Annotated in this window: 24 protein-coding genes; 10 read left to right on the top strand and 14 right to left on the bottom strand. The window is 61.6% G+C overall.

All coding sequences use genetic code 11. The features are described from left to right. Positions 1-10: 10 nt before the first annotated feature. The 11 genes from FFS45_RS03130 to nac all read right to left on the bottom strand — a co-directional run bounded on the left by FFS45_RS03130 (position 11) and on the right by nac (position 9632). Positions 11-760: an amino acid ABC transporter permease gene (locus tag FFS45_RS03130; protein WP_137953238.1), complete on the bottom strand. Its 750-nt coding sequence runs from the start codon at positions 758-760 to the stop codon at positions 11-13. Between the two features lie 2 nt (positions 761-762). Then, positions 763-1464: an amino acid ABC transporter permease gene (locus FFS45_RS03125; RefSeq protein ID WP_137953237.1), complete on the bottom strand. Its 702-nt coding sequence runs from the start codon at positions 1462-1464 to the stop codon at positions 763-765. A 333-nt stretch (positions 1465-1797) separates the two neighbouring features. Beyond that, positions 1798-2808, bottom strand: coding sequence for a D-glycerate dehydrogenase (locus FFS45_RS03120; RefSeq protein WP_137953236.1), 1011 nt, complete (start codon positions 2806-2808; stop codon positions 1798-1800). A 38-nt stretch (positions 2809-2846) separates the two neighbouring features. Then, positions 2847-3605 carry an SDR family oxidoreductase gene (locus FFS45_RS03115; protein ID WP_137953235.1) on the bottom strand — a complete coding sequence of 253 codons (759 nt, stop codon included), beginning with the start codon at positions 3603-3605 and terminating at the stop codon, positions 2847-2849. Positions 3606-3751: 146 nt separating this feature from the next. Continuing rightward, positions 3752-4519 (bottom strand): 5-oxoprolinase subunit PxpA, encoded by a 768-nt coding sequence (locus FFS45_RS03110; protein ID WP_137953234.1) that lies wholly within the window; start codon positions 4517-4519, stop codon positions 3752-3754. Between the two features lie 13 nt (positions 4520-4532). Continuing rightward, positions 4533-4985, bottom strand: a complete 453-nt coding sequence (locus tag FFS45_RS03105) for an acetyl-CoA carboxylase biotin carboxyl carrier protein subunit (RefSeq protein ID WP_137953233.1) — start codon at positions 4983-4985, stop codon at positions 4533-4535. Positions 4986-4988: 3 nt separating this feature from the next. After that, positions 4989-5993: a biotin-dependent carboxyltransferase family protein gene (locus FFS45_RS03100; RefSeq protein WP_137953232.1), complete on the bottom strand. Its 1005-nt coding sequence runs from the start codon at positions 5991-5993 to the stop codon at positions 4989-4991. Beyond that, positions 5990-6661 (bottom strand): 5-oxoprolinase subunit PxpB, encoded by a 672-nt coding sequence (gene pxpB, locus FFS45_RS03095; protein ID WP_171029553.1) that lies wholly within the window; start codon positions 6659-6661, stop codon positions 5990-5992. The genes FFS45_RS03100 and pxpB overlap by 4 nt, the downstream gene beginning before the upstream one ends. An 89-nt stretch (positions 6662-6750) precedes the next feature. Continuing rightward, entirely contained in the window at positions 6751-8103 is a 1353-nt protein-coding gene (accC, locus tag FFS45_RS03090; protein ID WP_137953231.1) for an acetyl-CoA carboxylase biotin carboxylase subunit, read from the bottom strand. A gap of 2 nt (positions 8104-8105) precedes the next feature. After that, entirely contained in the window at positions 8106-8597 is a 492-nt protein-coding gene (accB, locus tag FFS45_RS03085) for an acetyl-CoA carboxylase biotin carboxyl carrier protein (RefSeq protein WP_137953230.1), read from the bottom strand. A gap of 108 nt (positions 8598-8705) precedes the next feature. After that, positions 8706-9632 (bottom strand): nitrogen assimilation transcriptional regulator NAC, encoded by a 927-nt coding sequence (gene nac / locus FFS45_RS03080; protein WP_137953452.1) that lies wholly within the window; start codon positions 9630-9632, stop codon positions 8706-8708. Positions 9633-9912: 280 nt separating this feature from the next. Between nac and FFS45_RS03075 the strand changes: the two genes are divergently transcribed. The 3 genes from FFS45_RS03075 (at position 9913) to FFS45_RS03065 (ending at position 13453) form a co-directional block, all read left to right on the top strand. After that, entirely contained in the window at positions 9913-11121 is a 1209-nt protein-coding gene (locus FFS45_RS03075) for an aspartate transaminase (RefSeq protein ID WP_137953229.1), read from the top strand. A gap of 161 nt (positions 11122-11282) precedes the next feature. Beyond that, the gene (locus tag FFS45_RS03070; protein ID WP_249362609.1) at positions 11283-12356 is read left to right on the top strand and encodes a porin; all 1074 of its coding nucleotides are present in this window, start codon (positions 11283-11285) and stop codon (positions 12354-12356) included. Between the two features lie 62 nt (positions 12357-12418). Beyond that, positions 12419-13453 carry an L-idonate 5-dehydrogenase gene (locus FFS45_RS03065; RefSeq protein WP_137953227.1) on the top strand — a complete coding sequence of 345 codons (1035 nt, stop codon included), beginning with the start codon at positions 12419-12421 and terminating at the stop codon, positions 13451-13453. A 73-nt stretch (positions 13454-13526) separates the two neighbouring features. Here the strand turns inward: FFS45_RS03065 and FFS45_RS03060 are convergent, their stop codons facing one another. Then, positions 13527-14195: an RraA family protein gene (locus FFS45_RS03060; RefSeq protein WP_137953226.1), complete on the bottom strand. Its 669-nt coding sequence runs from the start codon at positions 14193-14195 to the stop codon at positions 13527-13529. A 402-nt stretch (positions 14196-14597) separates the two neighbouring features. Between FFS45_RS03060 and FFS45_RS03055 the strand changes: the two genes are divergently transcribed. The 3 genes from FFS45_RS03055 (at position 14598) to FFS45_RS03045 (ending at position 17549) form a co-directional block, all read left to right on the top strand. After that, a complete protein-coding gene (locus FFS45_RS03055; protein WP_137953225.1) occupies positions 14598-15392 on the top strand; it encodes a MipA/OmpV family protein in 795 nt (264 codons plus the stop codon). Positions 15393-15490: 98 nt separating this feature from the next. After that, entirely contained in the window at positions 15491-16168 is a 678-nt protein-coding gene (locus tag FFS45_RS03050; RefSeq protein ID WP_137953224.1) for a response regulator transcription factor, read from the top strand. 241 nt (positions 16169-16409) lie between these two features. Then, positions 16410-17549 (top strand): branched-chain amino acid ABC transporter substrate-binding protein, encoded by a 1140-nt coding sequence (locus FFS45_RS03045; protein WP_137953223.1) that lies wholly within the window; start codon positions 16410-16412, stop codon positions 17547-17549. A gap of 50 nt (positions 17550-17599) precedes the next feature. Here FFS45_RS03045 and FFS45_RS03040 read toward each other — a convergent pair whose 3' ends face one another. Next, complete coding sequence (locus FFS45_RS03040; RefSeq protein WP_137953222.1) at positions 17600-18121, bottom strand: dihydrofolate reductase family protein; 522 nt, start codon at positions 18119-18121, stop codon at positions 17600-17602. 476 nt (positions 18122-18597) lie between these two features. Here FFS45_RS03040 and FFS45_RS03035 point away from each other — a divergent pair, with 476 nt between their 5' ends. The 3 genes from FFS45_RS03035 to FFS45_RS03030 are packed head-to-tail and all read left to right on the top strand — an operon-like array spanning position 18598 to position 21025. Further along, on the top strand, positions 18598-19611 hold the full coding sequence (locus FFS45_RS03035) for a succinylglutamate desuccinylase/aspartoacylase family protein (protein WP_137953221.1): 1014 nt from the start codon (positions 18598-18600) through the stop codon (positions 19609-19611). A 30-nt stretch (positions 19612-19641) separates the two neighbouring features. Then, positions 19642-19818 carry a hypothetical protein gene (locus FFS45_RS41570; protein ID WP_171029552.1) on the top strand — a complete coding sequence of 59 codons (177 nt, stop codon included), beginning with the start codon at positions 19642-19644 and terminating at the stop codon, positions 19816-19818. Beyond that, positions 19811-21025: an MFS transporter gene (locus FFS45_RS03030; protein ID WP_249362572.1), complete on the top strand. Its 1215-nt coding sequence runs from the start codon at positions 19811-19813 to the stop codon at positions 21023-21025. Before FFS45_RS41570 ends, FFS45_RS03030 begins: the two co-directional genes overlap by 8 nt. A gap of 90 nt (positions 21026-21115) precedes the next feature. On the opposite strand, the gene FFS45_RS03025 is transcribed toward FFS45_RS03030, so the two are convergent. Then, positions 21116-22348, bottom strand: a complete 1233-nt coding sequence (locus FFS45_RS03025; protein WP_137953450.1) for an FAD-binding oxidoreductase — start codon at positions 22346-22348, stop codon at positions 21116-21118. 447 nt (positions 22349-22795) lie between these two features. Between FFS45_RS03025 and FFS45_RS42690 the strand changes: the two genes are divergently transcribed. Further along, complete coding sequence (locus FFS45_RS42690) at positions 22796-22918, top strand: hypothetical protein (RefSeq protein WP_283204748.1); 123 nt, start codon at positions 22796-22798, stop codon at positions 22916-22918. The last annotated feature ends 159 nt before the right edge of the window (positions 22919-23077 follow it).

Raw genomic sequence — 23077 nt, 5'->3', positions numbered from 1 at the left:
AGTGAACCGTCTAGTTCTCGCTGGGCAGTGGGTCTGCCAGCGGAGCCACGACCGCCGTGCGATTGCTTGCGGCCGCGCCTGCACGTTTGCGCGTCACGCGCCGTTCCAGATGCTGCGCGAGTTGTGTGAGCGCGTAACACAGAACGAAATAGCTCAGCGCGAGAATCAGGTATACGGCAAACGGCTTCGTCAGCAGACGGTTGTTGATCTGATCGGCCGCAAACGAGATTTCCTGCACATTGATGATGTAGCCGAGCGAAGTTTCCTTAACCGTCGAGACGAACTGCGTGACCATGCTCGGAACGACGTTATAGAGAGCCTGCGGCAGGACCACCGAGCGAATCGTCCCGAGGTAGCTCATGCCGAGCGCGCGTGACGCTTCGCTTTGCCCTTTGGGCAGCGCTTCGATGCCTGCGCGAATGATCTCGCCCAGATAGGCGGAGTCATAAACCACCAGTGCGCACAGCATGGTCACGAAACCCGTGACCGGATAGCCGGTCAGCACGGGAACCAGGAAGTACACCCAGAAAATCACCATCAGCAGCGGGATGCCGCGCACCATGTAGACGAGGGCCGTTGCCGGCGCCCGCAGAAACGGGAACGGACTCACCCGCGCGAGAGCCACCATGATGCCGAGCGGGAAGGCGATGACCAGTGCCGCCAGCGACAGCAGAATGGTCAGCACGATGCCGCCCAGCGGTCCATGCGGATACTGCCCGATGAGCAGCAGTGTCCAGTTGTCGCGCAAGATCTCAAGCATGGTCACTTCACTCCCGGAATGCGGTAGTGCGTCGCGAGCCTCGCGCCCGCCAGCATGATGACGAGAGACAGCGCGAGGTAAACCACCGTGGCGACGAAATACGATTCAAAGGAGAGGAACGTCTCGTTCTCGATCTGCCGGGTGACATAGGTCAACTCGGCGGCGCCAATAGCCATGGCAAGACTCGTATTCTTGAAGAGCAGGACGGCGTGGTTGACCATCGGCGGGATCGCATTGCGCAGTGCCTGAGGCAGAACCACATAGCGCATGCCGTTCAGGAAATTCAGCCCAAGTGCCCGCGAAGCCTCATACTGGCCATAGGGAATCGCGCGCAGTCCGCTGCGGATGTCCTCGGAAAGGTAAGCGGCGCTGCACAGCCCGATCGCAATCACGGCGAAGATGAACTGGCCGTTGTACTGGTTCAGAAGCGCTTGCAGTCCCTGCGGTAACACATTCGAAATGCCGAAGTACCAGAACAGGATCTGCACAAGCATCGGTACATTGCGATGGTAGGCCACGAACGTGGACACGAAGGCGGTCGCGATGCGATTGTTGGTCATGCGGATCAACGTCAGCAGAATGCCTACCACCAATGAGAGCACCCACGCCAACACGGCCATCGCCACGGTCAGTTCGATCCCGTGCAGGAACAGGGCGCCGTAGTCGCCTTGCAGCACGGTTGCCAGGTCAAAATGAAGTTTCATATTGCACGCCCCAATGGTTCGGATCGAACCGATGTTCCCCGTCTCGTCCGATCAGCGGTCACATCGTTTTCAAGGCGGAAGACACCGTTGGCTTCCGCATTGATTTCATACTAGCTCGCGAAAAATTGTGCTTGCAGACGCCTTTCTTCTGGGCCGATAAGTTTCACGAATGACGCAGGTGAGGCGCCGTAGGCGGGCCTCTGGATGAGGCTTTGCATGATTTTTGTCTCCGATATCCGGCCGTACTGGCGGCCATTGTGTTTTTAAACGCGCTCCTGCTGCGGGGCACGAGCGCGTGACAGAGCGGCTTTGAAAATGCCTGTTCCGCTGTGCTCAGGCGCTGGCCGGCGAGCGTTCCAGCACCTGCGGGTTGACCGGGGTCGGCGGTTTGCCGGGCGTCGCTCCAAAGCCAAGCACGGCGATCAGGTTGTCCACGCACAGCGCCGCCATCGCGCGCCGGGTGGCGAACGATGCGCTCCCAATATGGGGCGTCAAGACCACGTTGCTTAACCCGAGAAGTCCTGGATGCAGGGCCGGCTCACCCTCGAATACATCGAGCGCCGCTGCCGCGATGCTGCCCTCGGCCAACGCCGCCGCGAGGGCCGCGTCGTCGACCACGCCGCCGCGCGCGATATTGGTGAGCGTCGCAGACGACTTCATCTGTTTGAGCTCCTGCGCCCCGATGGCATGATGCGAACTCGCCGAATAGGGCACCACAATGATCAGATGATCTGATTCGCGCAACAGCGTGTCCTTGTCGACATAGCGTGCGTTGCAGTTTGCCTCGACCTCGGATGAGAGCGGCGAGCGGTTGTGATAGATCACCTGCATGTCGAAACCCCGCGCTGCGCGCCGCGCGATCGCCTGGCCGATGCGGCCCATGCCGAGTATCCCCAGGGTTGCTCCGTGCACGTCGCCGCCGATGAACATGTCGTAGCGCCCGGTTTTGACCCACTCGCCGCGGCGCAGGAAACGTTCCGACTCCGTGATGCGCCGCGCGGCGGCCATCATCAAGGCAAAACCGAAATCCGCAGTCGTGTTGGTCAGGACGTCGGGCGTGTTGGTGACCAGCACGCCACGGGACGTACAGGCTTCGACGTCGATATTGTTGTAGCCCACGCCGATATTGCACACCGCTCTGAGCTGCGGGCAGGCGTCGAGCAAGGTTGCGTCGATCCGGTCACTGCCCGCTGTCATCGCGGCGGTCTTGCCTTGCAGGCGCGCAATCAGTTCCGGTTGCGTCCAGAGGGTATCGTCGGGGTTATCGCTGACCTCGAAATGGGCGCGCAAGCGATCGACGATATCGGGAAATGAGGCACGGGTAACGAGGACCGATGCTCGCATGGGAAAACCTCCTTGTTGGATTCGGATCGGACCGGCGCCTACTGGCCGTGATGCCCGGGCTCGCGTTTGATGGTCGTCAGTCCGCCTGGAACCTGCAGCGTCGGCAGGATTTCCATGTTGCTGATGTTGACGGCGAGCGGCGCGGCAATCGCGAAGGCGATTGCGTCGGCGATATCGGAGGGTTGCGGCAGTTCGAAGCCATCGATGAACTTCTTGCGGGCTTCCTCAATGTCGCCATGCACATGGCCAAAGATATCGGTGGCCACGCGACCCGGACAGATCTCGGTCACGCGTACCCGCTTGCCGGTGGCATCGACCCGCAACTGACGCGACAAGGCATGAATGCCTGCCTTGGTAGCGTGATAAATCGAGTTTCCGTTGAAGTTGTAGATCGCCGCAATCGAGCTGATATTGACGATATGGCCGCGATCGCGCGCTACCATTCCAGGCATCGTCAACCGCACGAGATGCAGAACCGCCTGCAGGTTCACCTCTACCTGGACGTCGATATCTTCAACATCCGCATCCAGAATCGAACCCTTGCGCGACACGCCGGCATTGTTCACGACGATGTCGAACGGCACTTCCTGTGTCAGCTTCGTCACGGCGGCCAGATCGCAGACATCGATCGCGTGTGCGATGCAACCGGTGCGCGTGGCCAGCTCGTTCAGACGGTCAGCATTGCGGGCGAGGGCATGCACCTCGAGTCCTTCACGGCAGAACCGCTCGACGATTGCAGCGCCCATTCCGGTCGAAGCACCTGTCACCAGCGCGGTCTTGTAGTCTGAAAACGGCATGAATCACCTCTGTTTGTGGTTCTGTGAAATGTCTCACTCCGAGGTGGGCGAGCACCTCGAGATTCAATGTATATGGCGTGACAACGCGACGCCAAGACGAATTGGGCCTGTAGCGATAAGGTGGTCTTATGATGGATGCGCGCGATTCAACGCACCAGCTTCGACAGGGGCACGACCCGCCCGCCAGCCGCCTCGATCACGCCGCGCACGGTGCGCGCGAGTTCGACTGCGCCGGGAGTGTCGCCGTGCAGCAGGATTGATTGGACGGTGACTTTCAGCTTGTTACCGCTAATCGTCGTGATCGTGCCTTGTTCGAGCAACTCCGTGACGCGCGCCAGCACCGCTGCACGGTCCTTGATCACCGCGCCGTCCAGCTTGCGCGACACAAGGGCGCCTTGATCGTCATAGGCGCGATCGGCGAGGAAAGTGTTGGCGGTGCGGATTCCCACCCGTTCGGCAGCGCGTTCGATCTCCGTGTTGGTCGAGACGCTGATCACCAGATCGCGGTCGAACTCGGCGACCGCCCGCACCAGCGGTTCGGCCAGCGCGTAGGATGCGGCGGCCATGTTGCCGAGCGCCCCGTGAAAGCTCATATGCGTAACCCGGTGCCCAGCGGCCTTCGCGATTCCGGCGAGCGCACCGATCTGATACAGAACGTACTTGGCGAGCTCCAGCGGATCGGCGTGAATCGGCCGCCGGCCGAAACCCATCAGGTCGGGAAAACCGACATGCGCGCCAATGTCGATCTGCCGTGCCAGCGCCATACGCACGGTCTTGTCCATGATGACCGGGTCGCCCGCGTGATAGCCGCAAGCGACGTTGGCGGACGAGACGACCCCGAGCATCGCTTCGTCTTCGCCCATGGTGTAGGGGCCAAAGCCCTCGCCGAGATCGGCGTTAAGATCGATTTCCACAGTCCAGTCTCCGTTATTCAAGCTCAAGCAAGGGGGTTCCATAGCCGACGGTAGCGCCGTGCACGGCCAGCAACTGGCTGACGGTCCCATCCACAGGCGCGACGACCGGCACGCACAACTGCGCAATCTGCAACAGGCCGACCACTTCGCCCTGGGCGACGGGGGTGCCAGGCTCGACGAGCGGCGTAGAGCGCGCGGGATGCGCTGCCAGGAAAACACCCACCGAGCGCGCCGTCACGGTAGTAGTCCGCTTCTGTACGCGCGTGGTTGCATCGAACGCCGCGGCAGGGCGCGCGCTTTGCGCCGCTAGCGGCGGCGCGTCCACAGCAGCGCAAGGCTCCTGCTCCATGGTCAGACGAATGGTCGTCCCGGGTCTGCTGATCTCGACGAACTCGACATTACCCGCGGCCAGCCACGTCGTGATCTGCCGAAGTTCGCCAATCTCCACTTCGATTTTCTGTGTCATCTTTCAGTGTCTGGAGCCGCGAAAAAGGCTAACGAGGTTGCGCACCTTGACGAGATAACGCTCCACTTCTTCGAGTGCCGCTACCGCTTCCGGATAAGTCGTCTGGACGAAACGGATTTTCGTGCCAATGCGGGCCTGCGCGAGCCGCCACAAGTCCGCTTCGATCACCGTGCCGATCTTCGGGTAGCCTCCGGAGGGCTGCGCGTCGCGCAACTGGATAATCGGCTGTCCGCTATGCGGCACCTGAATCACGCCGGGGACGATGCCGTGCGAGCGCTTTTCGAGCGTATGGATCGCGTTCAAGGCCGGTCCCGCAAGACGGTATCCATAGCGGTCGCTTTGCGGTGTCACTTTCCATCCTTCGCGCCAGAATGCGTCGAGCGATTCCGGCTGGTAACGGTCGTATTCGGCCGCGGGCAGCACCCGCACGACGGTTTCAGCCGCGTCGGCCGCAGGCACGGCCAGCGGACCCGGCAGCGAATACTCCGGCGGCACGGTGCCGAACCCGGTGTCGCGGGTCTGCTCATCCAGCCCCGTGGAAGCCGCGCGGACAGCCTGCACCACGTCGCCTTTCTGCAGCTGACGCCCGTTGTAGCCGCCGAACTGTCCGCGCAACTGGGTACTGCGCGAGCCGAGCACGACCGGCACGTCGACCCCGCCCGCGAGCGACAGATAGCAACGCGTGCCGCTGGCCGGCACACCGATCGTCAGCACGTCGCCCTTCTTTGCCTGCGCAGTCCACCAGGGGAGCACAGGCCGCTCCCCGAGGCGCGCCGCGCAATCCGCGCCGGTGAGGGCGAACGCGAGATCTTCGAGAAAGCGGATGCGGAAGGGAAACAGCGGAATCTCGATGCCCGCTGCGTCTTCCGGGTTGCCGAGCAGGAGATTGCCTACCGAGAGCGCGAGGCGGTCCATCGCACCGCTGGTCCCGACACCGTAGCGCAGATAGCCCTCGCGCCCCTGATCCTGCACCGTGGCGAGCGCAGAGGAAGACAGGATCTCGATCATGGGACGATCCTCTCGACGCGAAAGCGGATCATGTCGCCAGGCGCGAGCGTGGCCGGGTTCTCGCGCGCCGGATCGAAGAACGACATTGACGTATGGCCGATCGTGTTCCAGCCGCTCGGGCCGGTGGACGCGGAAACGCCGGTCTGCACCCCGCCGATCGACACCGCGCCGCCAGGCAGGCCGAGCACCGGAACCTTGCGGCGCGGCGTGGCAATGCGCGGGTCCATGCCGCCGAGATAGCAGTAGCCAGGGTGGCTGCCAAGCGCGTAGACGGTATAGAGCGGCGCGCAGTGCAACTGCACAACGTCATCGACGGACAAACCGGTATGCGTCACCACGTCATGCAGATGCGGTCCGAATTCGCCGCCGTATTCGACCGGCAGTTCCACGACTTTCCCTTCGATCTGCAGCTCGACTGCCGCAGCCCATGCGTCGCGCAAAGCGGCGTCGAGCGAGCGTGGATCGGCAGGCGGCGTGACGAACGTCAGCATCAGGTTGGTGACGCCGGGCACCGCCTCGCGCACACCCGGCCATGACTCGACCTCACGGGCGAGCGTCCAGATGCGGCGCTGCGTGCGCAGGTCGAGCGCGCCGGGCGCCTCGAACAGCATGGCCGTCGTACCAAGCATGCTGATACAGAGCGGCTGGTCCGAATCGTTGTGTTTCATTACGGGGGCAGTCCTTTCTGAGTCCGGCCGCAGTGGCATTGCGCCGGCCGCGCCGGCATGCGCAACCGGCTCACGCTCAACGATGGCCGTCATGTCGGTGTCCTCTTTGCGAGCCAGCGTTCCAGATGATGAATGTCGACGCCGCCCGCGCAAAACCCTTCGTCCTCCAGCACGGCCTGATGCAACTGCACGTTGGTACGGATACCTTCGACCCGCATCTCCGAGAGCGCGAGCCGCATGCGCGCGAGCGCCTCGTCGCGGGTCGCCCCATGCGTGATGAGCTTGGCGATCAGCGAATCGTAATACGGTGGCACGATCTCGCCGCTGCTCAGATGCGAGTCGACGCGCACTCCGTTTCCGCCCGGCAGTTCCCACGCGCTTACCCTGCCAGGGGAGGGGATGAAGCTGAAGGGGTCCTCGGCATTGATACGGCATTCGAGCGAATGCCCAAGCGTGCGGATGTCCGCTTGCCTGAGCGTCAATGCGTGCCCTTGCGCAATGCGAATCTGTTCCCTGACGATATCGATGCCGGAAGTCATCTCCGTCACGGGATGCTCGACCTGCAGCCGGGTATTCATTTCGATGAAATAGAATTCGCCGTCTTCGAACAGGAATTCGAATGTGCCGGCTCCGCGGTAGCGGGTCTGCCGGCACGCCTCCACGCAGCGCTCGCCGACCTGGCGGATCAGCGCCGGATCGATGCCGGGCGCGGGCGCTTCTTCCAGCACCTTCTGATGGCGCCGCTGCAACGAACAGTCACGCGAACCCAGCCAGAGTGCATTGCCGTGGGTGTCGCACAAGACCTGAATTTCGACGTGGCGCGGATGCTCGAGAAACTTCTCGACATAGAGTTCCGGCTTGCCGAAAGCGCGGCGCGCTTCCTCGCGCGTCACGGACACCGCTTCCAGCAACTGCGCGGCGCTCTCTACAACGCGCATGCCGCGCCCGCCGCCACCGCCTGCCGCCTTGACGATGACCGGAAAGCCGATCGCTTCGGCAACCTGCAGGATCGCCGCCGGATCGTCAGGCAGGCCGCCATCCGGACCGGGCACGCACGGCACACCGGCGGCGCGCATGGCCCGCTTGGCCGCCACCTTGTCGCCCATCGTGCGGATGGATTGCGGCTCCGGGCCGATGAAGGTCAAGCCTGCTGCCTCGACTTCCCCGGCGAAGTCGGCGTTTTCCGAAAGGAAGCCGTAGCCCGGATGAATCGCCTGCGCACCGCTGATATGCGCGGCAAACAGAATGGCCGCGCGGTTCAGATAGCTCTGCCCCGGCGCCGCGGGGCCAATGCACAAAGCCTCGTCCGCCAGCCGCACGTAACGCGCCTGCGCATCTGCTTCCGAGTGAATCGCTACTGTCTTAAGTCCCAGCTCGCGGCAGGCTCGCTGGATCCGAAGCGCTATCTCACCGCGGTTGGCAATCAATACCTTGTTGAACATCGTCACTCGATCCGAAGAAGCGGTTGACCGGCTTCCACCTCGTCGCCCGGCTTGACGAGAATGTCGGCGACGGTTCCGCGGCATTCCGCCTCAAGCGCGTTGAACATCTTCATCGCCTCGATCGTGCATAGCACCTGTCCTTCTTCAACAGCGTCGCCTACGTTGACGAATGGCGCCTCGCCCGGCGCCGGCGTGAGATGAACCACGCCGAACATCGGGGCGCATATCAGCCTTGATCCGCTCGCTACGGACGCCAGGGCGGTAGAAGAGACAGCGGGCTTGTCAGTCTTTGCCGGCTCTGCTTCGTCGTGTGGCGTCGAAGGCGAAAGCGTTGTAGCAGGGCTGTCCTCGCATGCAAGGGAAGCGGCGGCGGCCCGGCCGCGCCCATGCGCCTTGACAAGCCGGATCTTCTCTTCGCCCTCGATCAGTTCGAGTTCGGCGAGCGGCGATCCGGCCAGCAGGTCTATCAGGCCCTTAATTTTTTGGAGATCCATCAATGAGTCCGTGGCCCGGCTCGAACCGGGTGAGCGACGATGGACTCAATGTATCCGGCGCAGAAATATTGCGCCAAGACGGTTTGGCTTTGTAGCGATAAGGCGCGCTTATGTATCGGCGCTGGGCTCCGAACGCACGTCGAGCGCAAGGTCTCCTGCCAGTTCCAGCAGGATGTCCTTGACCGCAGCGGCGGGCTCCGAAAGGGGAAGGTGGTCGGACAGGCAGACCGAGAGCGGGATCTTGATCACCGGGGACACGATGCGGCACTGAACGATGTCACCCGCCGCGGACACGACCCGCGCTGTGGAGTCCGGCAGGATGGTCGCGCCGATGCCCGCACCCACGGCAGCCGAAAGCGTCGACGCCGATTCGATCTCCGCCACCACCTTGGGGATCATCTGAACCCGCGCGAAGCCTTCATCCACGTACTTGCGCAGATAGTTATAGGGTCGCGGCAGCAGCAGCGGCACATCGCGCAAATCGGTCACGTTGATCTGCTCCTGCGTAATGCCCATACTGCGAGGCGCGACGAGGAACAGCTCTTCGTTCATGAGAAGCTGGAACGAAAGCCCGTGGACCGGCTTGTCGCCGTACAGGACGGCCATGTCCATGCGGCCGTTCATGATCAGTTCGCTGAGCGTGGTCCCGAAGTTCTCGTTGATGTAGAGAAGGATGTCCGGGTGCCGGGCGCGCACGGTGCGCAACAGCGGCAACGACAGGGCAGAAGCGCCGGTGCCTGGCGCGAGGCCAACCGAGACCTGGCCCGACAAGGTCTGGCCGGCGCTCTTGACGTCGGACTGGGCCTGCTCGTATTGCCGCAGGATCAGTTGCGCATGGCGATACAGGGTGGCGCCTGCTTCCGTCGGCGTCACACCGCGCTTCGTGCGGACCAGCAACTGCTGTTGAAACTCGTCTTCGAGCGTGATCAACTGCTGGCTCAGCGCGGGCTGCGCAATATGCAGCACTTCGGACGCCTGAGTCAGGCTGCCAATATCGACAATCTTCACAAAGTACTTCAAACGCCGCAGGTTCACGCTGGTCGCATCCATCGTCGGTTACGGGATTGCAACCATCATAGGGCAAGCGATGATCGACGCACAGCCCGACAAAAACCCGTAGGCCGGCGAATCGACCGGAGGCCCACACTGCCGGGTCGGCGCGTTGCGGCATGCACAGCGGGAGGCGCGATTTGCTGCAGTGCGTACCTCGTTCTGTCATAAGTGGATGTTATTACGCCAGCGGAAAGACCTCTTAGCGTCAACTTTTCTGCGCGCTTACTGTTAGGGCTCGTCAACCGCCGTTGAGGAGTTCAGTGTGAGTGCATCGCGCATTGCCGCCCGCGTCCAGCGAATCAAACCATCGCCTAGCAGTGCTGCGGCCGACCGTGCCGCCGAGCTGCGGCGCCAGGGCAAAACAATCGTCAATCTGGTCGTTGGTGAACCCGACTTCGACACGCCGGAGCATATCCGCCGCGCGGCGTTCGAAGCCGTGGAGCGTGGCGAAACACGCTATACGCAAACCGCCGGTACGCCGGCGCTGCGCACCGCGATTGCCGGCAAGCTCAAGCGTGAAAACGGGCTCACGTACGATCCCAAACACATTATCGTCACGTGCGGCGCCAAGCACGCGATCTTTAACGCACTCGCCATCACGGTCGAGGCCGGCGACGAAGTGCTGATTCCCGCGCCGTACTGGGTGTCCTACCCGGACATGGTGCTGGCCTGCGACGGTGTACCGGTAGTGGTGCCCTGCACCGAGGAAGACGGTTTCAAACTGACGGCTGCGAATCTCGCGGCCGCCATCACGCCGCGCACGCGCTGGCTGGTCATCAATTCGCCGACCAATCCAACCGGCGCCACCTATACGTCCGCGGAGGTGCGCGCGCTGGCGGACGTGTTGCTGCAACATCCGCGCGTGCTCGTGATGCTGGACGATATCTACGAGCATATCCGCTTCGACGGCGATGTCCCCCAACATCTGCTGTCAGTCGAGCCCGAACTGGCGGACCGCACCCTGGTCGTCAACGGCGTGTCGAAAACCTACGCGATGACCGGCTGGCGCATTGGCTATGCGGCTGGGCCAGCCGATCTTATTGCTGCAATGGACACGCTGCAGTCCCAGTCGACCAGCAATGCCAGCTCCGTTAGCCAGGCCGCGGCGCTCGCGGCGTTGACGGGCGACCAGAGTTTCCTCAGCGATTCCGTGCAGATCTATCGGCAACGGCGCGACCGCGCGCTGGAAGCGCTCAATGCGATACCGGGCATCAGTTGCCGGACGCCGGGCGGCGCTTTCTATCTCTACGTGAACTGCAGCGGCATGATTGGCCGCACCACGCCGCAGGGAAAGCGTCTCGAAGGTGACGCCGATGTCGTGCTCTACCTGCTCGAACATGCCGGGGTGGCGGTGGTGGCAGGTTCGGCTTATGGCCTATCGCCCTTCTTCCGGATGTCGATTGCCACCAGCGTAGAGATCATCGACGAAGGCTGCAGGAAGATCGCAGCAGCCGTGGCTGCGTTGGACTGAGAGCCGGGACGTGGCGCGGCTTCCCGCGTCACACCCCTGAATATAAAAACATGCCGCACCGGCCGGATGCGGCAGCCGACCTGAAACTTTCCGTTTTCTTCCAATTGCAAGGGGATCTTCTCGTGAAAAATAATACATTAGGTGTACTTACTGGTATTGGACTGGCATTGTCGGGGACCGTATATGCACAATCCAGCGTCACGCTGTACGGCATCATCGACGAAGCGGTGCGCTACGACAACCATCAGACCAAGACCGGCAACGGCAGTCTTTTCACCATGGGAAGCGGCGGGGAGATTCAGGGAAGCCGTTGGGGCTTTCAGGGCAAGGAGGACCTCGGCGGCGGCATGGCGGCGATCTTTCAGCTTGAAGGCGGTTTCACGCCGAATACCGGCGTGACCCAGCAATCGACGCCCTCAGGCACGGCACGTCTGTTCGGCCGCACCGCCATGGTCGGCCTCGCCAGTCAATACGGCACGATCACACTGGGCCGTCAATACACGCTGGTGCACGAAATGGGCTGGACGCACGACATCTATGCGTTTGCCAATTACACCGGCACAGTCGGCTTCCAGGGCGCAGGCGAGACCGGCGGCGGGCGCCTGGACAACACGGTCCGGTACACCTCACCGACGATTGCCGGTTTTACCGCTAAAGGCGCTTACACCTTTGGCCAGACCGCGGGTGAATTCCACCAGTATTCGTCTCCTGCGGTCAGTCTTTCGTATGAGCATGGGCCCTTGAGCGTCGGCGCGGCCTATCAGGTGATCAACGACATTGGCGGCCTGACGCCGGCCACGACCGAGTATGGCAGCACCTACTTCGGACTCACGATTCCGGACAGCTCGCAGAAAGTCTTCACGGCGGGCGCGACCTATCAGTTCGGTGCGGCCAAGGTCTTCGGCTCCTATATCTATAGCCACGTCTATCCGGCCGACTACCGCAACGACTCGTTCTCGACGGCCGTGCAGTACTACGTCACACCGGAGTTTGTCGTCGATCTGCCGCTCTACGTCGACTTCGTGCACCATGCAGGCGAAAGCGGCACGCGCATCACCGGTGGCCCGACGCTCGACTACTTCCTGAGCAAGCGGACCGACGTCTATATCGGCGCGGACTACAATCATCTGACCGGTGCATGGGTCACGCTGGCTGCCGCTTCCGGGTCCAATCAGCCGTTCTACGGACACAACTCGCTGTTTGAGGCAGATATCGGCCTGCGTCACAGGTTCTGAACCCGCAGGCACAGCGTATTCACGCATCCCACTTCACTGGTTTACCGACAGAGGCTTTTGCCATGCATGCACTCGTTATCCACGCTCCGCTGGACCTGCGTATCGAGGACATTCCGACGCCTGAACCCGAGGCCGGCCAGTTGCTGATACGCGTTCGGGCTGGAGGAATTTGCGGCTCCGATCTGCATTATTTCAATCACGGCGGGTTTGGGACCGTGCGCATCAAGGAGCCGATGGTCCTGGGCCATGAGGTATCGGGTGTCGTGGCGGGCGCCGGCTCAGGCGTGACCGACCTGCCCATCGGCACGCGCATCGCCATCAGTCCGAGCCGGCCATGCGGGCTTTGCCAGTATTGCCAGCAAGGCTTGCAGAATCACTGCCTGGATATGCGCTACTACGGCAGCGCCATGCGCACACCCCATGTGCAAGGGGCGTTTCGCCAGGAAATCGTCATCGACCGGGCGCAGGCTCACGTTGTTGCCGACACCCTGAGCGACGCGGAAGCCGCGATGGCCGAACCGCTCTCCGTGGCGCTTCATGCGGTGCGGCGCGCGGGGCCTCTGCTGGGCAAGCGGGTGCTCGTCACGGGCTGCGGACCGATTGGTGCGTTGATCGTCGCCGCCGCCCGTCGAGCGGGAGCCGCGACGATAGTCGCAACCGATGTCAACGCGCTGCCGCTCGAGAGCGCGCTGCGTGTCGGCGCCGACCTTGCGTTCAATATTGCCGCGCAGCCCGATGCCCTGGCGCCGTTCTCCGCCGACAAGGGGAGCTTCGACGTCCTGTTCGAGGCGAGTGGAAACGCCGCGGCGCTGCGCAGTGCGTTCGATGTGCTGCGTCCGCGCGGCGTCATCGTCCAGGTTGGACTGGGTGGCGATATCAGCTTGCCGATCAACGTTGTGGTTGCCAAGGAATTCGACTTGCGCGGCGCATTCCGTTTTCACGAGGAATTCGCGGTGGCAGTGGAGTTGCTGAACAAAGGTCTGATCGACGTCAAACCGCTGATTTCGGGCGTATTTCCCTATCAGGATTCGGTCGCGGCGTTTCAGGCTGCCGGCGACCGCTCGAAATCGATGAAGGTGCTGGTCAGTTTCGAGTAATGCGCTATCGCTAGCTGTCGCTAACAGAATTACGGCGGTCACCGGGTAACCGGGGACCGCCGCTTTTGCATCCCTAGTTATTGCAGCGTGCCTCCAGCGCGTCAATAAACGCGCGGTCCCAGCGGCCTTCCTTCATGGCGCGCATGGTTTCGGCCTCTGCTTTCAGAACCTCGCGAGCTTTTTCGATCACCCGCTCGACATCCACCTGCGGAATCGCCAGCAAGCCATCCTGATCGCCCACGACGACATCGCCCGGGTTGACGACCATGCCTCCAACCGACACCGGCACATTGATCTCGCCGGGGCCGTCCTTGTAGGGGCCGCGGTGCGTCACGCCGCGTGCGTAGACCGGAAAGTCGCGGTCGCGGATTTCGGCTACGTCGCGTATCGCGCCGTCAATCACAAGGCCTACGACACCGATACTGGCTGCGTAGAACGACAGGATGCCGCCGACGACCGCGTTGTTGAGATCGCCCCCGGCATCGACAACGAGAACGTCACCTGGGCGGCAAAATTCCAGTGCACGCAGATAGGTCAGATTGTCGCCACCCCGCGATTTCACCGTGACCGCGGTGCCTGCCATGGTTTTCTTGGCGGGCTTCTGATAGGGCTGTAACCCCACGCTACCGATATTGCGGTGCATGTTGTCGCTGAGCGCGGAAACCGGAATATCCCGCAACGCATTCAGTATTCTTGCGTCGGCTGGCGCAGCCGAGGGGTTCTTGCGAATGGCTTTGTACATGGTTGGATTGGCTTCGGGAAAGAAGAGAGATCGCTGCGCGCACACTGACGAGGCTCGTTGATGCGGGCAGCGTATGGTCATAACGGTATGCTCCCCGCGCCGGGCACGCCAAGATGAAATCGGTCTGCCGCAATACAAGACGCTTATGACAAGGCAGGTTTTCCAGCACCGCGTCCGCACTTTTAAGCATGCCGGGCCACTTCCACAATGTTCCGACAACGTGCGGTCCCTAGAATCGCCGCTGCGCTAGCAAGTCGTCCAGGATCGCCGCGAGGAGGGGGCCGCGCACTTGCGCGTGCCGTCGCTCCCTGTGCGCCTGCGGTTGACGCGCTCACCTCTGCGCCGCTTGGGCTTGACGATCCGTGACCGCTTCGGGCGGCGTTATCATCGATTTGAGATTCTATGAACCTTCGAGATTTTTCCTGCATTTCCGTTGCGGCGGTATGTCTTTGTACTGCACCACTTGCCCGGGCCGATGGTGCACAAGGTGGATACAGCGTCACCGCTGGGCTTGGCGCCGTAATTGCTCCGCGATACCTGGGAAGCAGCGATTATTTTGTTCTGCCGATTCCTTATCTCGACGTGGTCACTCCGCTCGGCATCTATATCGATTCGGGGAAGGGGATTGGCTACAAGTGGCTGCTGCCGGCGAATTTCTTCATCGATACGAGCATCAACTACGCGAGCGGGCGCAAGGACGAGAATGAATCGTGGCTAGGCGGTTCCAACTATCTGAGGGGTATGGGCGACATTCCCGGCGCCCTGATTACCACGGTCACGGCGGGATACCGTCTCGGTGAGCGCGGCGCCGTGACGCTTGCGGCGGACCTGCCGCTGACGAACCGCAGCCGTGGAGAGACCTACCGGATAGGCTTTCAATACGTGATTGTCCAGGTGGGGCGCGATAGCCTGAGTACGAACGCGGAGGCGGATTTCGGCTCCTCGAAGTACAACCAGACATTCTTCGGTGTCGACGCGTCGCAAAGCGCAAACAGTGGCTTCCCCCAATACGGCGTGGGCTCGGGACTGTATGCCGTCCGTGCCGGGGTGACATGGAACCATCAGTTCAACAAGAACTGGTCCGTATCGGCAACGCAGCAGGTCACCAATCTGACCGGAGATGCCGCCAATAGTCCGATTGTGCAGCGCCGTGCGTCCCTTTTGACTGACGCGATGGTCACTTACACCTTCAAGTGAGACTGGCCGGCGAGGGCGCCTGATGTGATTGGACCGGCGCTCTCCCGATGAGGACTCCATGTTGCGTCGAACCCAGAGAGCACGACCCGAAAGGCTCTATGCGAATACTGCTTATCGAAGATGAAATGGAGCTTGCCTCCGCCATTCAGAGCGCGCTGGAAAAACGCAGGATGGCGGTCGATCACGTTTCGACGCTCAGCACCGCGCGCTATGCGATCAATGAGGTGACTTACAAGCTGGCGCTCCTCGACCGGAAGCTGCCCGACGGCGACGGCATTTCGATCATTCCACATTTGCGTGCCAGCGCGCCTGGCGTCGCCATCATCGTACTGAGCGCAATGTGTGACGTGACCGCGCGAGTTGAAGGTCTCGATGCGGGCGCGGACGATTATCTGCCCAAGCCGTTCTCAATGGACGAACTCGTGGCGCGACTGCGTGCCCTCGATCGCCGCCCCGCCGTGCTCAGGGACCCGCAAGAAAGCATTGGACGACTCGTATTCGATTTCGAGGCCAAGGAGGCGCTGGTGAATGGCGAGCGTCTTGCCTTGCAACGCCGTGAATTGCTGGTGCTGCAGGCGCTCATCGAACGGCGCGACAAGACCGTTCGGCGCGAATCACTCTCTACCCAGGTCTACGGATTCGAGCGCGATATCGCCTCGAACGCGCTGGACTCGCACGTATCGAATCTGCGGCGCAAGCTCGATCATGCGGATGCCGGGGTGGAAATTCACACCATGCGTGGAATTGGCTACCTGATTCGCGCAAAAGACGCGTAGCGTGGGCGCACTTTCCAGCGCTCCGTGCATTTCACGGACTAGATAGTGGGGGAAACGCCAGGTGAGAGGCGGATCTCTTTGAGGGCGTGGGATTAACCTCGGTTATGCAATTTATGCATGGCCTATGCCTATTTTGCATTGGAGTTTTAGCCAGGCGCCCAAGATTATCTCGGGTCCCGACAAGACGACATGCTATGCATAACGGGGTTTTTCGAAGAGCGTTAATCAAGGAGAAGCAGTAATGAATGTGTGCTTGACAAAGAAGACCGCGCTCGCGGCGTTGGCGATGTTCGCTGTTTGCGGTGCCGCGTCTGCCGATACGGTCGTCAAGATTGGTCACGTGTCGCCCCTGACCGGCGGCTCCGCTCAACAGGGCAAGGATAACGAGAATGGCGCGCAGCTTGCGGTCGAGGAAATCAACGCAAAGGGTCTGACGATCGCCGGTCAGAAGGTCACGCTGCAACTGGACGCACAGGACGACGCAGGCGACCCGCGTACGGCCACCCAGGTTGCGCAGAAGCTGGTCGACGACAAGGTTGTGGCGGTGGTCGGCCACGAAACCTCGGGTACCTCGATCCCGGCTTCGAAGATCTATAGCGACGCAGGCATCGTGCAGATTTCGCCGTCGGCGACCAATCCGGTGTACACGCAGCAAGGCTTCAAGACGACCTTCCGTGTCGTGGCGACCGACGCGCAGCAAGGCCCGGCACTGGCTAACTACGCTGCCAAGGATCTGAAGGTGAAGAGCGTCGCGATCGTCGACGACTCGACCGCTTACGGCCAGGGTCTGGCAAACGAGTTCGAGAAGACCGCCAAGGCGCTGGGCCTGACCGTGGTGTCGCACGATGCGACCAACGACAAGGCGATCGACTTCCGCGCGATTCTGACCAAGATCAAGGGCGAGAACCCTGACGCGATCATGTACGGCGGTATGGACGCGACCGGCGGCCCGTTCGCCAAGCAGGCCAAGCAACTCGGCCTGCGTGCGAAGATTCTGGCCGGTGACGGTGTGTGCACCAGCAGCCTCGCCAACCTGGGCGGCGCCGGCACCGACAACATCGTGTGCTCGGAAGCGGGTATGGCGCTCGAGAAGATGGCAAGCGGCGCAGCGTTCGAGGCGAAGTACGAGAAGCGCTTCGGCCAGCATATCCAGCTGTACGCGCCGTTTACGTACGACTCGGTCTACATCATCGTCGACGCGATGAAGCGTGCCAACTCGACGGATCCGGCAAAGATCCTGGCAGCGATGCCGACCACGGACTATAACGGCGTGATTGGCCAGACGACATTCGATGCGAAGGGCGATCTGAAGCACGGCGTGATCACGCTGTACACGTACCAGAGCGGCAAGAAGACGTTGCTTGACGTCGTGAAGATGTAAGCTGTTCGGCAATCGGACCGGGCATGCCGCGTCTGCGCATGCCCGGTCTCTTAGGCGCCAACCTCATACTCGCTCTGCACGAGTCCGCTTGCGTAGTGCCGTGTTGCGACATGCTTGAGAGGAATGTCGCGCAGTGTGCCGCCAAAGAGGGGTATCCCGGCGCCGATCAGAACGGGAACGCGCGTAATGGTGAGGTGCTGTATGAGACCCGCCCGTAGAAACGCCTGAATCGTGATCCCGCCATCCACATAGATATGCTGGAGGCCACGTTTTTCGAGCAGAGACACGATCTGCGCGGGTTCCGCTTCGATACGTTCGACTATCGCGCCCGAAGGAGCCTTTGCCAGTGGGCGAGTGCTCAGCACAAATACCGGCTTTTGTGCGTACGGCCACGCATCGAACGCCAATACCGTGTCGTATGTGTTGCGGCCAATGACGAGCGCATCGACCGTGGCCATGAATTCATCATAGCCGTGGGGTTCCCCACCACCTGGCGGGAGAAAATCAAGCGAGCCATCGGTTCTTGCAATGAAGCCATCGAGACTGGTTCCCACGAAGACGGACGCTTTCATGGCAGGGCCCTCACTGTGTTCGCTAAAACTACGTTTACTCCCAGATCCGCCCAGTCAACAATTGGTCTTGGAAGTCCAGCTCATCGGGATTCTTCGGAGAAGGTCTATTTACCCGCCGCTGCCGTTCACGAAGTGATTGCGCCTTTACAGACGGGTCTTCTTCCGTAAGCAGGCGCGCGAGCCGTTCCCCGAGGTTCAGGGCTTGCAACAGGACAGCCGAATCCGCAACTGCGGATTGGTCGATCTTCGTGCTCGTAAAATCAAGCCTAACGGGCTTTTTGAACGATATTACGAGCATATCGTAGGAGATGGGCCGCCAGATACCAAGATAGAATGTATCTAAAACCGAGCATAACGAGGATTGCGCTCGATTTAACGAGCATAGCTTCGTCGCGGATATAAATTGCTGGATATCTTGGTAACGCTCGAAGCCACCCTGATCGAGAATAGAGCTCAATGACCCGCGACAGGTGACCATGGAAACAAAACCAGCCAATCCCATTCGCAGCGAAATCGATCTGGACGCGAACGGCAAGCACACGGGCTACCTGCGGCTGCCTCATTCGGTGCACCGCTCGGCATATGGATGGATCCCGATCCCGATCGCCTCGATCCGCAACGGCGACGGACCGGTGGTGCTGATCATGGCAGGCAACCACGGGGACGAGTACGAAGGGCAGATCCTCGTTTCCCAACTGATTCGCGAAGTTGACGCGAGCATGGTTCAAGGGCAACTGATTCTGTTGCCGATGGCGAATTACCCGGCTGCGGAAGCGGGTTTGCGCACCTCGCCGCTTGACGGCGGCAATCTGAACCGCACGTTTCCGGGCGATCCGGCGGGCACGCCGACCGAGTTGATCGCGGACTACATTGAACACACCTTGCTCGCGCGTGCCGAATACCTGATCGATCTGCATTCCGGCGGCAGCTCGCTGGCGTATCACGGCGCCAATATGCTCGCAATCGAGCCACGCAGCGCCGAGGAAGCCGTGCACTTGCGCTCGCTGCTGGCGGCGTTCGGCTTGCCGAAAGCGTTTCTGCACCCGGAGAATCCGGTTCACGCAGCGACCGCCGCGCGTCGTCAGGGAGCGATTTCAATCTTGACGGAGTTGGGTGGTGGCGGCACCGTGCAGCCGCAACTGCTGCGCGAAGCACGCCACGGACTGTTGCATCTGCTCGGCTTTGTTGGCCTGTTGCATGGCCCGCTCGTGCCTGGTCAGCCGCCCGGCAGTACGCGCTTTATGCGAGTGTCGGGCTCCAGACACTACGTCTACGCATATGACCGCGGACTATACGAGCCGTTGGTGGAACTGGGCGAGCAGGTGAGCGCGGGGCAGCCGGCGGCGCGTATCCATTTCCCCGATACGCCCTTGCGCGAACCGGTGACGCTGCAGTTCGCGAGCGCCGGCGAGGTAGTGTGCAAGCGCGTGCCCGCCTGGGTGCAACGTGGCGACTGTCTGTTGCACCTTGCCGAACCCGCCGGTCAATAGGGTGGCAATTTATCCACGAACGCGAGGCCGTTGATCGATGCCTTGCAGATCGAACGTGCCATGCGATACAGCGAATATCGACGCGATAACGGCGCTGCAGCTGCGGAGGCGTTGGCGCGTTATGTGGCGGAAATGAGCCGGCGGAAATGGGCCGGCTGTGCCGCGCGCCTCACGATGTACGCTCAAGTCAAGGCCGAACATGAGTGACAAGCCTGCTCTGGCCGCTGACGCGGCCTTCGAAGGCGCCGGGTCGGCTCTGCGCGCCATGGCGCTGGCGTGCCTGGTGGTGTTCATGGCGCAGATGGCGACGACCGTTTATCTACCGTCGTTGCCCACCGTCATGCGCGACCTGAAGATGACCCAGAGCGCCGTCGAGTTGTCGATTTCCGCGTATGTGATCGGCGCAGCGCTGCCTGTGCTGTTCTGGGGCGCCGCTGCCGAACGCTGGGGCAGGCGTGCTCCTTTGCTGATTTCCCTACTGCTCTTCATTGCCAGCAGCCTGCTGCTCGCAAGTTGCACCTCCGCGCTGGAGCTACTGGTGCTGCGCGCGATCCAGGGTATCGCGGGCGGTGGCGCGGCGATCATTGCGAGAATTATTGTCCGCGATAACTGGCGTGGCGACGAGCTGGCGCGGCGGCTTTCCGTGCTGTCGATTGCTTTTATCACGGCGCTGGGCGGCGGGCAGTTTGTCGGCGGGTTGATCGGCCAGTACAGTCATTGGGAAGCCGGTTTTGTGCTGATGGCTATCACTGCCGCGCTGGCCGTCGTGCTGTCGTATTCCTTGCCTTTGAAGGCGGGGCGCCATACCGCCGTCACGTCGGGGATGGCCGCGACCTACTGGAGTGTCCTGCGACGCCCCGGTTTCTTTTGGCCCGCGTGCGCGGGCGGCCTGGGATTTGCCACGACCGTGACTTTGCAGGAAGTGAGTCCCTTCGTGTTCCAGGAGCATTTTCACCTGGCCGTGACGGGCTTCGGCAGCATTGGCCTGCTGATTGGTCTGGCCTATTTTAGCGGCGCCATGCTGGTCAATCGCCTGGTGGGCCGGCTTGGCGGCTTCCGGCTGATGCATGCGGGCGCCGCGCTGATCGCCCTGGCGACCACGCTGATGCTGGTGTTCTGGCTGGATGGCCTGTTGACCCATCTCACCGGGCTGTGGATTTTTATCGCGTTGTATTGCCTGACTATCTTTGGCCAGGCGGTGCTGTTTCCAAACAGCATGGCAACCGCCGTCAGCGATGCCCACGACTACGGCGCGCATGCCATGGCCCTATGCGGCTTCTTGCAGCAAGGGCTGGCAGGCATCGCTGCGGCGGCCTCGGTGCTGCTGCAGCACGACGGCATGTGGAGCGTGGCGGTGTTCCTGCTGGGTGCACTGACTTTGCTTCAGGTGAAGCTGAAGGTAAGAGCCAGGTAGTTTGGATGCATTGGGCGCGGCCATGAATCATGGCCGGTTCAGTATAAATTGGAATGCTAACCAAACTCACAACCCCGTAACCGCTTGCCGCTAGAAACGCTCGACCCGAAATGGCCGTGCATCCACTAGCGTTTCTTCACCCGTCATCATCTCGGCGATCAACCTTCCGGTGACAGGGCCGAGCGTCAAGCCATGGTGCGCATGACCGAACGCGAACCACAGGCCCGCTTGATTTCTTGCCGGTCCGATAATAGGCATCATGTCGGCGGTGCATGGACGGCGGCCCATCCAGGGTTCGTCGTCGAGTCGCTCACCCAAGGGAAACAGCGTGCGGGCAACCGGCTCGACGGCGGCGAGTTGCGCAGGCGTCTTCGGTGCGTCGCAGTGTGCGATTTCCGCCCCGGTGGTGAGGCGGATGCCTCGTGCCATGGGCGCCAGCAGGTAGCCTCGCTCGATGTCCAGCACCGGATGATGCAGGCGGGCCTGCGCGAGAGGCGCATAGTGCATGTGGTAGCCGCGTTTCACGGCAAGCGGCAAGCGGTAGCCGAACCGGCGAGCCAGGCGGTCCGACCACGGTCCTAGCGCAACGACCACGGACGATGCCGCGATTGTTGCGGCCCGAGTTTCGAGTTCCCAACCTTCGCGAAGCGAGTCCGCATCGCCTATAAAAAACCGTCCGCCCAGCGCTTCGAAATATTTTGCGTAGGCGGTGACGAGGGCGTTGGGGTCGCTCACGGAATGGGATGACGAATAAAGCAAGCCGCCTGATAACGTCGCGTCGAGATGCGGCTCGGCCCGTTGCAGGCGTGCGGGGTCGAGCGGTTCGAACGCGACGCCATATTCCCGATGCCACTTTTCGGCGAGACGAATTTCCGCATCGCGGGCCGCCTCGGTTCGAAACACCTTGATCCAGCCGCTCGCACGCAATAATTCGCCCGCACCGGCCTCGGTCACAAGAGCCCGGTGCTCGCTCACGCAATGTTCAATCAGCGTCGCATAGGACTTCGCGATGGCGGCGTGCTTTGCCGGATGAGAGTTGCGCCAGTATTGCCACAGGAACGGCGCCGTTTTGAGCAACGCGTCGGCATGGTAGCGAAGCTCCGGCGAACGGTTGCGCGCATAGCGCAACAAGGTGCCGAGTTCGCGCGGAAACGCGTACGGATAGACACCTTCGCGCTGGATCAATCCGGCGTTGCCGAAGGACGTCTCGTTGCCAGGCAGCTTGCGGTCGATCAGCGCGACCTGGCGGCCGCGTTTTTGCAGATGCACAGCGACGCATACGCCTACGATGCCCGCGCCGAGTACGACGGTGTCGAATTTGATTCTGCTCATGAGTTCAGGTGAAATGCCGGCGCCGTGCGGGCCGGACTCGTTATCAAGAGGGGCGTTGCGTTCGGCCCCAGGCGTGGATTGGAATTTTCACGGAAAGGGTAGCAGCGACGCGGGTTCTGGGCGAGGAATTCGTCTTCCTGCCAGGAGGCCGCTGCTGGCTTGGGTGTAGGAGCGCCTGGGACGGTTCGTATCGCGTCGCTGGAGTCCGTGCGTTGGTCGTTCATATTATAAATAATATTTCTGTAATGATTGCTGTGATACATCTCCGTCCCAGCGCCAGCAAGCGCCAGCTGGCGTTATCGCTGAGCGTATAAGGGATAGTCCTTACATGGCTAAGCGATGTCATTGCCTAATATTAGTAATAATATGTGTTGCCGTGTAAGGCCGGATGCCGCCCCGCCGGGGCGGACAATCGATGCACCGACGATGGAGACGACCATGCTGATCCGCGCTGTGCTGCACCGCATGGCGGTGGTGCTGGACGCAGGCTGCGTTCGCCATCTGCCAGTGTCAGGGCATATTCCGGTTCCTTTTTTCTCCACCTCAGCAAGATTCGCATGATGGCCGTGGTCGCCGGCAAAGCATGGCTTGCAGAAGGCGGGTAGGGCGGTCGCCTGCAGTGACAGTACCAAAACGTATCTGCTCAAGCAAAGAGGGTGCCGTTCCATTCAGTTTGTACAACTAAGCGTGATGAGACTATTCCGAAGCTTGGTCCCATAG

The organism is Burkholderia sp. 4M9327F10 (assembly GCF_005503145.1).
Taxonomy (GTDB): domain Bacteria; phylum Pseudomonadota; class Gammaproteobacteria; order Burkholderiales; family Burkholderiaceae; genus Paraburkholderia.
This window is presented reverse-complemented; position numbering and strand designations above follow the sequence as displayed.